The sequence below is a fragment of the Variovorax sp. P4_B11 genome, from assembly GCF_056402355.1.
In genome coordinates this window covers 17,323-30,620 of record NZ_JBFUHO010000080.1, presented here as the reverse complement: position 1 = coordinate 30,620, position 13,298 = coordinate 17,323, and the positions used below count along the sequence as shown (strand labels likewise).

11 protein-coding genes are annotated in these 13,298 nt (G+C 69.2%); 3 read left to right on the top strand and 8 right to left on the bottom strand.

Translation table 11 applies throughout. The annotated features are described in order from the left end of the window. Positions 1 to 454: hypothetical protein (locus AC1DYD_RS36725; RefSeq protein WP_478177662.1), on the bottom strand; the 454-nt coding region annotated here is incomplete at its 3' end. Between the two features lie 146 nt (positions 455 to 600). Here AC1DYD_RS36725 and AC1DYD_RS36720 point away from each other — a divergent pair. After that, a complete protein-coding gene (locus AC1DYD_RS36720) occupies positions 601 to 1,305 on the top strand; it encodes a Crp/Fnr family transcriptional regulator (protein ID WP_478177661.1) in 705 nt (234 codons plus the stop codon). A gap of 56 nt (positions 1,306 to 1,361) precedes the next feature. On the opposite strand, the gene AC1DYD_RS36715 is transcribed toward AC1DYD_RS36720, so the two are convergent. The 7 genes from AC1DYD_RS36715 to AC1DYD_RS36685 all read right to left on the bottom strand — a co-directional run bounded on the left by AC1DYD_RS36715 (position 1,362) and on the right by AC1DYD_RS36685 (position 11,217). After that, positions 1,362 to 2,246, bottom strand: coding sequence for a copper chaperone PCu(A)C domain-containing protein (locus AC1DYD_RS36715; RefSeq protein ID WP_478177660.1), 885 nt, complete (start codon positions 2,244 to 2,246; stop codon positions 1,362 to 1,364). A gap of 22 nt (positions 2,247 to 2,268) precedes the next feature. Further along, a complete protein-coding gene (locus AC1DYD_RS36710) occupies positions 2,269 to 4,593 on the bottom strand; it encodes a TonB-dependent receptor (protein WP_478177659.1) in 2,325 nt (774 codons plus the stop codon). Positions 4,594 to 4,694: 101 nt separating this feature from the next. Next, a complete protein-coding gene (locus AC1DYD_RS36705; protein WP_478177658.1) occupies positions 4,695 to 5,051 on the bottom strand; it encodes a DUF2946 family protein in 357 nt (118 codons plus the stop codon). Between the two features lie 19 nt (positions 5,052 to 5,070). Beyond that, the gene (locus tag AC1DYD_RS36700) at positions 5,071 to 5,424 is read right to left on the bottom strand and encodes a hypothetical protein (protein WP_478177657.1); all 354 of its coding nucleotides are present in this window, start codon (positions 5,422 to 5,424) and stop codon (positions 5,071 to 5,073) included. 31 nt (positions 5,425 to 5,455) lie between these two features. Continuing rightward, positions 5,456 to 8,563, bottom strand: a complete 3,108-nt coding sequence (locus tag AC1DYD_RS36695; RefSeq protein WP_478177656.1) for an efflux RND transporter permease subunit — start codon at positions 8,561 to 8,563, stop codon at positions 5,456 to 5,458. A 12-nt stretch (positions 8,564 to 8,575) separates the two neighbouring features. Further along, complete coding sequence (locus AC1DYD_RS36690; RefSeq protein WP_478177655.1) at positions 8,576 to 9,730, bottom strand: efflux RND transporter periplasmic adaptor subunit; 1,155 nt, start codon at positions 9,728 to 9,730, stop codon at positions 8,576 to 8,578. After that, positions 9,727 to 11,217: an efflux transporter outer membrane subunit gene (locus AC1DYD_RS36685; protein WP_478177654.1), complete on the bottom strand. Its 1,491-nt coding sequence runs from the start codon at positions 11,215 to 11,217 to the stop codon at positions 9,727 to 9,729. The genes AC1DYD_RS36690 and AC1DYD_RS36685 overlap by 4 nt, the downstream gene beginning before the upstream one ends. Positions 11,218 to 11,682: 465 nt before the next feature. Here AC1DYD_RS36685 and AC1DYD_RS36680 point away from each other — a divergent pair, with 465 nt between their 5' ends. Together AC1DYD_RS36680 and AC1DYD_RS36675 are read left to right on the top strand one after the other, a co-directional pair. Beyond that, on the top strand, positions 11,683 to 11,994 hold the full coding sequence (locus tag AC1DYD_RS36680) for a hypothetical protein (protein ID WP_478177653.1): 312 nt from the start codon (positions 11,683 to 11,685) through the stop codon (positions 11,992 to 11,994). A 324-nt stretch (positions 11,995 to 12,318) separates the two neighbouring features. Beyond that, positions 12,319 to 13,257, top strand: a complete 939-nt coding sequence (locus AC1DYD_RS36675; RefSeq protein WP_478177652.1) for an acyl-CoA desaturase — start codon at positions 12,319 to 12,321, stop codon at positions 13,255 to 13,257. The last annotated feature ends 41 nt before the right edge of the window (positions 13,258 to 13,298 follow it).

Here is a 13,298-nt window from a genome sequence, read left to right as displayed (position 1 = left end):
GCGTCATGTGCACGCGGCTCAGCTTGTTCTGGGCTTCGACCACCTTGCCCTCGTAGAGCACGGCATACAGCACCTCGGCCACGAAGTCCGGGCCGTTGCGCATGCGCTGGTAGGCGGCCATCTGCGCGCGGTAAGCCGGGCTCGACGGGTCGAAGCTGTCCCGGCCGGCGACCTGGCTCATGCCGGACCGGATCCAGAGCGTCGTGTCGGCGGCAACTTCGGCCCGGCTCATCGCACCCGGCGCCATGTCGGCGGGGCCGACGCGAAGCTCCGGCGGTGCGCTCGCCATCGACCGGCTGGCCGACAAGTCGGCGGTCACGGCCGAACGGCTCTGGGCGCTGCCCGTAGTGGCGATCGGCGCGCCGACCCACAGCTCGGCCGGGACCGTCTGGGCAAAGGCGGTGGCGCCGGCCAGGGCGAAGGCGCAGACACCGAGAAGTTGCTTCGCATTCATGATGAAATCTCCCGAAGGCTTGATGATGTGCGGCCACGGACATCGCGGCCATCACAGGGCGCGACTGTGGCGCTTCGGAGCCTTCCCGGCTGTGCGTTTTCGCACGGCTTTTTTCGATCCGTTCGACATGTGCGCAGAGGTCTGCCATGGGGTTCCAACGTTCCAGCCTCGGCCTGCAGCACATTGCGCTGCTGCAGGGACTCCCGGCCGATCGGCTCGACCAGCTGGCGCAGCGCTGCCAGTGGAAGAGCCTGCCGGCCGGCTCGCCGGTGCTGTTGCGTTCGGAGCGCAAGAGCGAGGTCTATTTCCTGGTCTCGGGCGCCCTGCGGGTGACCTCCTATGCGGCCAACGGCCGGCAGGTCACCTTCCGCGATCCGCAGGAGGGGGAGCATTTCGGCGACATCGCGGCGATCGACGGCCAGCCCCGATCGGCCGATGTCGTCACGCTCAGGCCCAGCGTGGTTGCCAGCCTGGACCGTGGCGCCTTTCTCGATTTGCTGCGCAATGAGCCGGTGGTCGCCGAGCGCGTGATGCGCGGGCTGGCGGCGCTGGTGCGTCAGCTGTCCGAGCGGGTCATCGACCTGAGCACGCTCGGGGTGCAGAACCGCGTGCACGCCGAGTTGCTGCGGCTGGCGCGGGGGGCCGGCGTGGCCGGCAACCGGTCGCGGCTGGAGCCGGTGCCGACCCATGCCGAACTGGCCAGCCGCATCAGCACCAACCGCGAGCAGGTGACGCGCGAGCTCAATGCGCTGCGCCGCGACGGGCTGCTGGTGAAGGAAGGAAAGGCGCTGGTGGTGACCGATGTGGCCCGGCTGACGGCGCTGGTGGGCGAGGTGCGGGGCTTCGACTGAATCGCGCCGCCGGCGCTCAGTCCCTGGATCGCCAGGCCGGCAGCTTCCGGCCGCGGTCAGTTGTGCGTGTGGCCGTGCGATTCTGTCGCAGCGCCGGCCGGTGCGCCGACCGGGACGTCGACCTGGAGCGAGCTCTTGACGCCCTTGGCGTCCTCGAAGCGCAAGGTGAGCGGGATGCTGCCGCCCTTGGCGATCGGCTGCTTCAGGTCCATCAGCATCACGTGCTGGCCGCTGGGCTTGAGCTCGACGGTCTGCCGCGGCGGCAGTTCGAGTCCACCGGTGAGCTCGCGCATCCTCATGGTGTCGCCTTCCATCTTCATCTCGTGCAGCTCGGCCACGCCGGCCGCCGGCGTCGAGGCGCCGACCAGCCGTGCGCCCGAGGGCGCCGTGAGCTTCATGAAGGCGCCGGTGCCGCTCTGGCCCGGCACGGTCTGGCGCACCCAGGCGTCGCGCACCTCGACCGCGGCGACGCCCGGCGGCAGCACGTCGAGGCGGGCTGCGGGAAAGGCCAGCTTGGCGCTCGAGCCGGCGACCGGCAGCTGGGCCCAGTCGGCGCTGCCGACATCGCAGCTCTGCAGCACCTTGAAGTAGAGCGGGCCGGGCTTGTCGGTCAGCTTGCCGCGGACGATGAACTCGGCCTGCTCGGTGGCAGGCAGGGCGGCCTGCGCGGAGTCGGCCCTCCAGGACACCTCGCGCGGTGCGATGGCGAGCGTCCAGCCTCTGCGCGGCTGCGCCTGGACCAGCGTGAAGCCCTCGGGCAACTGGACACGGAGCGCGGTGGTGGCCTTGGCCTCGGTGCAGGCATGGCCGACGCGGAAGGCGGCGTCGTACGCGCTCCCGGCCGCGGCGCCGCCGGCGGGCAGGGTCACGTGGGCCAGGGCGGCGGTGCTGCAGAGCGCGGCGCAGGCGGCGAGCGAACGGATGTGGCGGGCGGTGGTCATCAGGATCTCCTTGGATCGGGGTTCAAAGGTCCCAGCGCAGTTCGGCCGTGTACGTGCGCTGCGGGTAGGGGTGGAAGTTCCAGTACTGGTAGTTGTTGGCATTGTCGATACCGAAGGCGGCCGACCATTGCCTGGCGATCTGGTAGCGCACGCGCAGGTCGACGGTGAAGTACTTGCTGACCCCGGTGTAGGCGAAGCCGTTGACGTCGCTGTTGTCGAGCGTGGAATATTGCTTGCCGCTGTAACGCGCGGCCACCGTGAAGGCCCAGCGCGCGTCGGGCTTGTACGTTGCGAAGACGGTCGACCGCCAGCGAGGCACGCGCGGTTGCCACTTGCCGACGCTGGCCGGGTTGCCCGGGTTCTCGACGGTCTTGGAGTCGGCGAAGGTCAGGCTGCCGCCGAGGTCGAGCCCGCGCATGAGCACATCCTCCCCGGTGTAGGCCAGTTCGAAGCCGGTCGTCCGGACCTTCGCGATGTTCTGCGCGCGCGAGACGGTGGTCGAGCCGGGAATGAGCTGGCTGAAGATCGCGTCGTCCGTGGTTTCGTGGAACAGGGTGGCGCGGGCCAGGCCATTGCCAAGGTCCTTTTCGGCCGAGAGCTCGCTGGTCCAGGATTTCTCGGGCTTCAGGAATGGATCATTGATGAACGACAGCGCACCGCCCGTCGTGGCGCCGTACAGCTCGCCCACGGTCGGGAAACGCACCGCGCGCCCCAGCGACCCCTTGAGCACCGTGTCATCGCTCAGCTGGTAGGCCAGCGCCGCCTTGGGCGACACGTCGGACTGGCTGCGCGGCGCGTACGCAATGGCACTGGTTGCGACTTGAGTGAAGCCGTTGTCGGCCTTCCAGTCCTCGTAGCGCAGGCCGAGCACGGCCTTCCATTTCGGCGCGAAGGACCAGGCGTCCTGAACCCATGCGTCATAGATCTGGCTGTCGCCGCCGACGTTGCTCACCAGTGTCGTGGGCGGGCCATCCAGCCAGTTGCCGAAGACGTTGCGCTTCAGGATCCCCAACTCGTAGGCGGCGCGCCCGACGCCGAAGTCCAGGATGTGCGCGCCGCCCACCCCCTGCGGGCGCCAGGTGCCGCGGGCCGCGAGCGTGTTCCAGCCGGTGCCGCCCTGGTCCTGCAGCGTGCCGGCGCCACCGAAGGCCGCCTGCGGCAGCGCGATGGTCGGCTGGCGCTGCTGGTCGGTCGAATAGTCATACAGGCTCGCGGCCACCTCCCAGTCCCACTCGCCCTGGGTATTGCTCTTGACCGACAGGCCGTGCATGACGTGCGTCTGCTGATCGTTGGTGATCGGAAAGGCCGTCGGCGCGAGCGTGAAGCTGCGCCCGAGGATGTTGATGGCACCCGTGTACACCGGCATCCCTGCGGCGTTGCTCAGGTAGGTCTCGGGCCGGCCCTCGGCGCTGTTCTGCCACCAGCCGAGCGTGTAGGTGGCGCGCACCGTGGGCGAGAAGTCGTAGGCCAGCTTGAGCTTGGCGTGGTCCTGGATGGTGTGGTACTGGGTGCCGGTGCCCAGGATGTACCAGGGCGTGTTGGTGGTGTTGAGCCCCGGCACGAAGCCCACCACCGGCGTGCCCGCGCGCCCGGGCGTGCCCGAGGCCACGGTGGCGGTGGTGAAGGTCAGCGGCTGGCCCTGGCTGTCGGTGCGGTTGACGTCGATCCACCACGACCAGTCGCCGCTCCTGCTGCCTATCGAGGCGCTGGTCTGCCAGCTGTTGAAGGTCTGGTGGGTGTTGTACAGGTCGAAGGGCTGGGAGGCGAAACCGGCCTTCACGTGCGCCTCGAGCTGGGTGGGCATGCGCGTCACGTAGTCGACCACCGCGCCGGCCGAGTTGCCCGGGTAGGCGGCCGAGAAGGGGCCGTACATCACGTCGACGCGCTCGATCTCCTCGGGCGTCACCAGGCCCCAGCGTGGCGCGTAGTTGCTGCCGTTGGCGATGCCGTTGCCGAGGTAGTTCGACAGCAGGATGCCGTCGGCGTAGACCGCGGAACGGGCGCTGTTGCCGGTGCCCGAGGCGCGGGTGGAAAGGATGGCGTGGTTGTAGTCGCCGATGTAGCGCTTGCGCACCAGCAGGCTGGGCAGGTACTTGAGCGCGTCCTCGCTGTCGGTGGCGTTGATGCGGGTCTCGATCTCCTCGCGCGTCACCCCTTCAATGGTGGTCGGAATCTGGGTCGGCAGCGAGCTCGGCTGGCCGCCGGTCACGGTGACGACGCCGAGCGAGCGCGTGCGCTCGGGGACCTCGTCGGCCGGGCGCGAACGCGGCGCGTCCTGTGCCAGGGCGGGCAGGGCCCACAAGGGAAATGCAGCGCTCAGCGCGAGCGACAGCACGGTCTTGTTCATGGGAAGAAAACTCCTCGGCATCCCTCGGGTGCCGATGCATTGCTGGAAAAGCGCAGCGAAGCACCCGCCAGGGCGCCTCGTGCATCAGGTCTGAAGCAAGCTCAGGAGAGTGGGGGGCCGCGCGCCGGCAGCGGCGACGCGGTGGCCGCGGCGATACGCGCGGCCGGGATCGGCTGGACCGCATGGCCCAGGGGCTGGGCTGTCGGCAACTCGGCCAGCGGCAGGGCCGGCGGCGGTGCGCCGGTCGGCAGGCACAGCGGGCAGTCCAGGTGGCCGGCAGCGGGCGCCTGCGCGCCGTCGTCGGTCAACACCACCAGCATGGAGGCGCCGGCGGCCGAGCAGACGATTTCCATCGGCTTGGGCTGTACCAGCGGCGACGCCACCGCAGCGCCGAGCGACAGCGCGAACCACGCCAGCACGAAGCTGGCGAGAAGGCGGGCGCGGCGAAGGGCGGGCATGGGGCGATTATGCGGGTTCTCAGCGCGACGGCGGCTCGACCGGCACCACGGTGGTCGAGCGCTGCGAGCGCACGGATTCGGTCGCGCCCGGCACCGGCTCGCCGGCTGGCGTGACCACCGTGGCACGGCGGTCGGGCGTGCGCGTGGTGACGTTGGCCGGCGGGCCGCCGCGCGCGCGGTCCAGCGCGGCACCGGCATCGCGCACGCAGGCGTCGCGCTCGGGTGCGGGCAGCTTGCCGCTGTTGCAGACCGCGAGCTGCCGCTGATAGCGCTCCTGGGCCTGCTGCAGATCGGTCGGCGTCTGGGCGGCGGCGCCGAGCGCGACGGCCAGCAGTGCACCGCACATCGCGGCACGGAAAACAGGTCGAGTCATGGTGTGGCTCCGTCGGTGGACGGAAGAGAGTCTATCCCGCGCCGTGAACCGCGTCCGGCTTCGGCTCGGGCGTCGCCGGCTTGCCGCGCAGGCGACGCACGCTGCGCCGGATCCAGCCCTCGACGTCGTCGACATAGGTGAACACCGCCGGCACCACCAGCAGGCTCAGCACGGTGGAGGTGATCAGCCCGCCGATCACCGCCATCGCCATCGGCGAGCGGAAGCTGGAGTCGGCGCTGCCGAGCCCGACCGCGATCGGCAGCATGCCGGCGCCCATCGCCAGCGTGGTCATGATGATCGGCCGGGCGCGCTTGTGGCAGGCGTCGCGCAGCGCGTCCCAGCGCGAGAGGCCGTGCTCGCGGCGGGCGACTATCGCGTATTCCACCAGCAGGATCGAGTTCTTGGTCGCGATGCCCATCAGCATGATGAGCCCGATCAGCGAGGGCATCGACAGCGCCTTCTGGCCGATCAGCAGGCCGACGAAGGCGCCGCCCAGCGCGAGCGGCAGCGCGCACAGGATCGTGATCGGATGCAGGAAGTCCTTGAACAGCAGCACCAGCACGATGTAGATGCACAGCACGCCGGTCAGCATCGCGAGGCCGAAGCTCGCGAACAGCTCGGTCATGACCTCGGCGTCGCCGACCTCGGCCACGCGCACGCCGGGCGGCAGGCTGCGGATCGAGGGCAGCTTCATGGCCGCCTCCTTGGCGTCGCCGAGGCCGACGCCTGACAGTTCGATCTCGAAGTTGACGTTGCGTGTGCGGTCGTAGCGGTCGATCACGGCCGGGCCGCCCTCGACCGTGAGCGCCGCTACCTGGCCCAGCATCACCGGGCCGCGCGCACCGGGGACTGCGAGCCGCTCCAGCAGGGCGAGGTTCTGGCGCGCCGAATCCTCCAGCTTGACCACGATCGGCACCTGCCGCTGCGCCAGGTTGAGCTTGGGCAGGTTCTGGTCGTAGTCGCCGAGGGTGGCGACGCGCAGCGTCTCGGCGATGGCCGAACTGGTCACGCCGAGGTCGGCGGCGCGCGCGAAGTCGGGCCGCACCGCGATCTCGGGCCGGATCAGGCTGGCGGTCGAGGTGATGTTGCCGAGGCCGGGAATCGTGCGCAGGTCGCGCTCGACCGCGCGGGCCGCGGTGGTCAGCGCGGCCGCGTCGTCGCCGCTCAGCGCCAGGATGTACTTCTCGCCCGAGCCGCCGAGGCCGACCGTGCTGCGCACGCCGGGCAGCGTTTCGAGCGCGGCCCGGATCCGGTTCTCGATCACCTGCTTGCGCGGCCGGTCGCCGCGCGGGTCGAGCTGGATCGTGAGGGTCGCCTTGCGTGTTTCGGGCGTGCCGAAGTTGGCGAAGGGGTCGCCGCCCGCGCTGCCGCCGCCGACCGTGGTGTAGACGCTGCGCACATGGTCGATCGCCATCACGCGGGTGCGCGTTTCCTCGGCCGCCGCGGTGGTCTGGGCCAGCGTGGCGCCGGGCGCCAGCGACAGGTAGACCTGGGTCTGCGAGTTGTCGTCGGGCGGAATGAAGCCGGTCTTGAGCAGCGGGATCATGGCCACCGAACCGAAGAAGAACAGGGTGGCCAGCACCATGGTCGAGAAGCGGTGCTTGAGGCACCATTCGGCCATTCGCATGTAGATCGCGAGCCAGCGCGGCTCCTTGCCGGCGCCGACGATCGGCTTCAGGATGTACGCCGCCATCATCGGCGTCAGCATCCGCGCCACCACCAGCGAGGCGAACACCGCGAGCGACGCGGTCCAGCCGAACTGCTTGAAGAACTTGCCGGCCACGCCGCTCATGAAGGCGGTCGGCAGGAACACCGCGATCAGGGTGAAGGTGGTGGCGATCACCGCCAGTCCGATCTCGTCGGCCGCTTCCATCGCGGCCTGGTAGGGCGACTTGCCCATGCGCAGGTGGCGCACGATGTTCTCGACCTCCACGATCGCGTCGTCGACCAGGATCCCGACCACCAGCGACAGCGCCAGCAGCGAGACCACGTTGATCGAGAAGCCCAGCAGGTACATGCCCACGAAGGCCGGGATCACCGACATCGGCAGCGCCACCGCCGAGACGAAGGTGGCGCGCCAGTCGCGCAGGAACAGCCAGACCACGATCACGGCCAGGATCGCACCCTCGTAGAGCAGGTGCAGCGAGCCTTCGTATTCCTCCTCGACCGGGGCGACGAAGTTGAAGGCCTCCGTGAGCTGGATGTCGGGGCGCTGGGCGCGCATCTCGGCCAGCGCCTTCTGGATCGCGGCGCCGACCTCGACCTCGCTGGCGCCGCGGCTGCGCGCCACCTCGAAGCCGACCACCGGCCGGCCGTCGAGCAGCGCAGAGGCGCGCGGCTCGGCGATGGTGTCGCTGATGCGGGCCACCTCGTCGAGCCGGATGCGGCGGCCGTCGGGCAGCGCGATCTGCATCTCGGCCAGCTGGTCGGCCGACTGCACCGTGGCCAGCGTGCGCACCGGCTGCTCGCTGCCGCCGACGTCGGTGCGGCCGCCCGCGCTCTCGGTCTGCACCAGCCTCAGCTGGCGCGAGATGTCGGCCGCGGTGGCGCCCAGCGCCTGCAGCTTGGCCGGATCGAGGTCGACATGCACCTGGCGCGTGACACCGCCGACGCGGTTCACCGCGCCCACGCCGGGCAGCGCCAGCAGCTTCTTGGTGATGTCGTTGTCGACGAACCACGAGAGCGCCTCGTCGTCCATCTTCGAGGACGCGATCGTGAAGGCCAGCACCGGCTGGGCCGCGAAGTCGAGCTTGGTGACCACCGGGTCGCGGACATCGGCCGGCAGGTCGGCGCGCACCCGCTGCACCGCGGAGCGCACGTCGTCGACCGCCTCCTGCACCGGCTTCTCGAGCCGGAACTCGATGATCAGCGTGGCGGCGCCGTCCTGCACCTTGGTCGTGATGTGCTTGAGGCCCTGGATGGTGGCGATCGCGTTCTCGAGCTTGCGCGCGACGTCGTTCTCGAGCTGCGAGGGCGACGCGCCCGGCAGCGCGGCCGACACCGTGACGGTCGGCAGGTCGATGTCGGGGAAGTTCTGCACCTTCATCGCGTTGAAGGACAGCAGACCCGCGAAGCTCAGCAGCACGAACAGCATCACTGCCGGGATCGGGTTGCGGATGGACCAGGCCGAGACGTTCATGGGCGCTGCTCCTTACTTCACGGCTTCGACGGCGGGCTTGGCGGCCGCGGGCGCATCGACCACCCGCACCAGATCGCCATCGTTCAGGAAGCCGGCGCCCTGGACCACCACGCGCGCATCGGCCGGCAGCGCCGTCGTGATCTCGACCCGGTCGCCGACCCGGCGGCCGGTCTCGACCTTGAGCTGCGCGACCCGGTGGTCGGGCTGCAGCAGCAGCAGGTAGTTGAAGCCGTCGCGCGGCACCACCGAGGCCTGCGGCACCGTGAGCGCGCTGGTGTGGCCGAGCTGGAAGTCGCCGCGCGCGAACATGCCGGCCTTGAGGCCGGTGTTCTGCAGCGCGTTCGGAATGTCGACATAGACCAGCGCCGCCCGTGTCTGCGGATCGACTGTCGGCGCCACGCTGCGCACCTTGCCGCTGACCTGGGCGCCGCCGGCGCTGGTGATCACCGCGGGCGTGCCGGCCGCGATGCGGCCGAGTTCCGACGAGGTGACCTCGGCCCGCCACTCGAGCCGGCCCTGGCGGACCATGCGGAACAGCTCGCTGCCGGCATTGACGACGCTGCCGACGGTGGCGGTGCGGGCGGAGATCACGCCGTCGTCGGGCGCCAGCACCTGCGTGTTGCGGCCGCGCACCTGTTGCGCGGCCAGCACCGCCTCGGCCGCCTCGACCCGCGCCTTGGCGGTCTGCTCGGCGGTCTGGTACTGGTTGATCTGCTGCTGGCTCATCGCGCCGGTGGCCTGCAGCGTGCGGGCCCGCGCGGCGGTGCCGGTGGCATCGGCGGCGGTGGCGCGGGCCTCGGCCAGGGAGGCCCTGGCCTGCGCCACGTCGGCCTGCACCGACTCGGCCGAGAAGGTGGCCAGCACCTGGCCCTTCTTCACCATGTCGCCGACGTTGACTCTCACCTCGGCCAGCTTGAGGCCGTTCGATTCGGAGCCGATGCTGGCCTCCTGCCAGGCGGCGACATTGCCGTTGGCGGCCAGCGTGACGCTGAGTTCGCTGGTTTCGGGCTTGGCGACCGTGACGGTCAGCGAGGGGCGGGCGGCGGCTTCGGGCTTCTTCTCGGGCGCGGCGGCCGACGTGGGCCGCAGCAGCCAGAAGGCGCCGGCGACCAGGACCAGCACGGCGGCCAGCAGGACGAGGAGGGTGGAACGCTTCATTCTTTTCATGGCGACGGGCGAACGGAAGAGGTCGAAGTGGCGACGGATTCGGGCCGCATCCAGCCGCCGCCCATGGCGCGGTAGAGCGAGACCCAGGCTTCGGCGCGTTCGCGTTGCAGCGCGACGCGGGCGGTCTGCGAGACGAACAGCGTGCGCCTCGCATCCTCGAGGTCGAACAGGCTCGCCAGGCCGGTGGTGTAGCGGGCCTGGGTGGCGTCGAAGGAGGTCTGGTAGTTGCGCACCGCGGTGTCGGCGTCGGCCGCGCGGTCGTTGGTGCTCTGCAGGTTGATCAGTGCCTGTTCGACTTCGCTGACTGCCCGCCGCACGTTGGCGCGGTAGAGCGACACGGATTCGTCGTAGCGGCCCTTGGCGGCGTCGTAGTTGGCCGCCAGCGTGCCGCCGTCGAAGATCGGAACGTTGAGCGCCAGCGGACCGAGGGTCCAGGTGTCCAGGGTTTCGCTGAACCCGCCGCCGCGCACCTTCAGCACGGCGATCGATCCCTGGAGCGACAGGCGCGGAAAGCGCTGGGCCAGCGCCGCGCCGGCCTCGGCGCTGGCCACGGCGACGTCGAGTTCGGCTGCGTAGACGTCCGGCCGCTGCGCCAGCGCCTCGGCCGGCACGCTGTAGACCGCCTGCACCGCGGGCAACGTGACGTCGATCGGGGCAGCGGCCAGCTTGGGCGCCAGCACCGTTCCCTCGATGCCGGTCAGCGCCACCAGCGCCTGCTGCTGAACGCTGCACAGCGCCCGCTGCTGCGTCAGGCGGCCGGCGGCCTCGGCGGCGCTGGCGCGGGCCAGCGCGGCATCGGCGGGCGCCGTGAATCCGGCCTGCGCGGACAACTCGGTCAGGCGCGCGGACTCGGCGCGCGATTGCGCGTCGGAGGTCGACACCACCAGCTGGCGCCGGCAGGCCCGCTCGGCCAGGTACGCGTTGGCGGTCTCGGCCGCCACCGAGACCCGGGCGTCGTGCCAGCGCGCGTCGGCGCCCGCGTAGCGCGACTGGGTGGCGTCGCGGCTGGCGCGCAGGCCGCCGAACAGGTCGATCTCCCAGCTCGACTGCAGGCCGGCCTGCTGGGTGGTGATCGGGGGGATGTCGGTGCCGATGGCGCCGGTCGTGCCGGTCGTGAAGCCCGAGGTCGGCGAATTGCCGCGGCTGGCCGACAGCGAGCCGTTGAGGTTCGGCACCAGCGCCGCGCCGGCCGCGACGCGTGCGGCGTGGGCTTCGCCGATGCGCGCCTGCGCGCTGGCCACGGTCGGGCTGGCGGCCTCGGCGGCGACGATCAGTTCGACCAGCAGCGGATCGTCGAGCTGGCGCCACCATTCGGCCAGCGACGGCATCGAGCCGCCGTGGGGCAGGGGGGCGGTGCCGGCCGGCAGCGGCGTCTGCCATTGCGCGGGCGTCGGTGCGGCCACCTGCTCGGGCGGGCGCGGGACCGCGCAGGCAGCGAGCAGCAGGGGAGCGACGAGGCAAAGCGCAGGGAGCCGGGAGTTCCTCATGAGAGTCCGCAAAAAGGAGTGATGTGCGCGGCGAACGGGTCGTTGCGCCCGGGCGTCGGCAGGCAGTGCAAGGGGCGCAGCATAGCAAGGCCGCCGCAGGTGTTCCTGTCATCGTGTTCCACTTTCCGAGGGCCTTCGATAGTAGCGACGAAACCGGAGCGGATGGACGATCGGCCACTTCGTCAAGGACCTGATTCCCAACACACAGAAGCGCCGCGTGCTCGACACCGGCGAGCCGATCGTCTGTACTCGATGCCGGCCTTCGTCACCCCCGATGCGGTACGAGCGGGACTGACTTGCCAATCACCAAAGCAAGCCGACCCATGAGTTCGGGCACGGGATACGGATTCCTTCCCCGGCGTGAACCACAAGATGGCCCACAGGCTCTACAGCGCCGCCAATCTGGCGGTGCGCAAGCGCAAGGAGGTCAAGGGCCTCGCCGACGAACGTGTGCCGGCGTGAAGCATGGACTTCGTCAGCGACAGCTTGAGCACCGGAATGTGCATCAAGTGCTTGACCATGGCCGACGACTTGAGCCACGAGTGCATGAGCATCTCGAGTCAATACGTCACGCGGGTGCTCGATCAGGCGGCTGTCTTCAGAGGCTACCGGATGGCCGTGCGCGCCTCAACAGCCAAAGAAATCAACCGAGCTTGTAAGCCTGAACCGCCTCGTTGTGAATGGCGCGGCGGGAGGGGCAGGTCAGTCTCGTTGAAAAAGAAAATTCTGAGAATCTTCCAGACAATTTCTATGGACGAGCGATCGCCTGTGACTTGAAATGAAGTTGCACCTTGCTGTTCGGCGTCGAGCGAGGCTCAGTGTCTTGGCCTTTCAACATTTTGGAATGGTGGCAACGATGAGAGCTAGTCTATTCAAGAGCGGGTCGGATTTTCCTGTTCTTCCGAATCGGATTCGTAGCCTGTCTGCGGTCGAGTTGGATTTTGTTGCTGGAGGCGACTCGCGCGGGACGGGGAGCAGCGGCTATCACGAAGCGCAGCTTGGTGGAAAACCTGATGTGCAGGTTCAAGACCTTGACGGGCGAGCGGCTGTGGGCACGCCATGCCGATTGGCTGGCATAGAGAAATGCCAAGAGAGGAGCATATGAAGAGCGGTCGATTCGTCGTCGAGACACCCTTGATTCAGCGCCTGCAACAGCGCCACTTCTTCCTCTTCGATGTGCTCCCGCTGGTTTTCGTCACAGCGACACCACTGTACTGGGATCGGCTGTACCACGGGGGCTTCGAAGTCGCCCTCATCGCGACGATGTGGTTGCTAACGGGCCTTGGCATCACGGTCGGATTCCATCGCCTGTTCACGCACCGCTCGTTCCAGGCTACGCCCTCGGTCCAGGTCGTGCTGGCTGTGCTGGGCTCAATGGCGGCGCAGGGCGGCATCACTTCGTGGGTCGCGATCCACCGCCTGCACCACGAGAAGAGCGACACCGAATCCGACCTGCACTCACCCAATCTTCACGGTGCAGGCTTCGTCAACCGGCTTCGCGGTCTGCTGCATTCGCATTTCCTGTGGATGCGCAGGCATCCGTACCCCAACGTGGTTCGCTACGCACCGGACCTGCTGCGCAGCCCGTATCTGCGAAGCATCAATCGCCACTATTTCTCGATCGTGTGGATCGGGCTGCTGCTGCCGACCGCAGCCGGCTTCGCCTACCACTGCGACCTCTCCGGTGCCCTCTCAGGCCTGTTCTGGGGCGGTGTGCTTCGGCTCTTCGTACTGGAGCACATCATCTGGTCGATCAACTCGTTCCTTCATGTGTTCGGCGACCGCGCGTACGAGACGCGTGAGTCCAGCCGCAACGTCGGCGTGCTCGGCCTCATCACTTTGGGCGAGTCTTGGCACAACAACCATCACCGGTTCGCCAACTCGCCCAGCTTTGGCCTGAAGTGGAGCAACCTCGATCCTGGCTTCTGGCTCATCAAGGGCTTCGAAGCACTCGGGCTGGCCACCGACCTGCGCCTGCCGGACCCCGCGCAAGTTGAGGCACGGCGTGCCTTGTCGTCAACCAGTGGCACTCGTGACTAACAAACCGCGATCGCTCTGCTATTCAGCCCCACAGGAAGCCC

Coding starts and splice junctions, on each gene's coding strand:
- AC1DYD_RS36685 (WP_478177654.1), bottom strand. CDS start 11,217: ATGAGGAACTCCCGGCTCCCTGCGCTTTGCCTCGTCGCTCCCCTGCTG.
- AC1DYD_RS36720 (WP_478177661.1), top strand. CDS start 601: ATGGGGTTCCAACGTTCCAGCCTCGGCCTGCAGCACATTGCGCTGCTG.
- AC1DYD_RS36690 (WP_478177655.1), bottom strand. CDS start 9,730: ATGAAAAGAATGAAGCGTTCCACCCTCCTCGTCCTGCTGGCCGCCGTG.
- AC1DYD_RS36705 (WP_478177658.1), bottom strand. CDS start 5,051: ATGCCCGCCCTTCGCCGCGCCCGCCTTCTCGCCAGCTTCGTGCTGGCG.
- AC1DYD_RS36695 (WP_478177656.1), bottom strand. CDS start 8,563: ATGAACGTCTCGGCCTGGTCCATCCGCAACCCGATCCCGGCAGTGATG.
- AC1DYD_RS36675 (WP_478177652.1), top strand. CDS start 12,319: ATGAAGAGCGGTCGATTCGTCGTCGAGACACCCTTGATTCAGCGCCTG.
- AC1DYD_RS36700 (WP_478177657.1), bottom strand. CDS start 5,424: ATGACTCGACCTGTTTTCCGTGCCGCGATGTGCGGTGCACTGCTGGCC.
- AC1DYD_RS36710 (WP_478177659.1), bottom strand. CDS start 4,593: ATGAACAAGACCGTGCTGTCGCTCGCGCTGAGCGCTGCATTTCCCTTG.
- AC1DYD_RS36715 (WP_478177660.1), bottom strand. CDS start 2,246: ATGACCACCGCCCGCCACATCCGTTCGCTCGCCGCCTGCGCCGCGCTC.
- AC1DYD_RS36680 (WP_478177653.1), top strand. CDS start 11,683: ATGGACTTCGTCAGCGACAGCTTGAGCACCGGAATGTGCATCAAGTGC.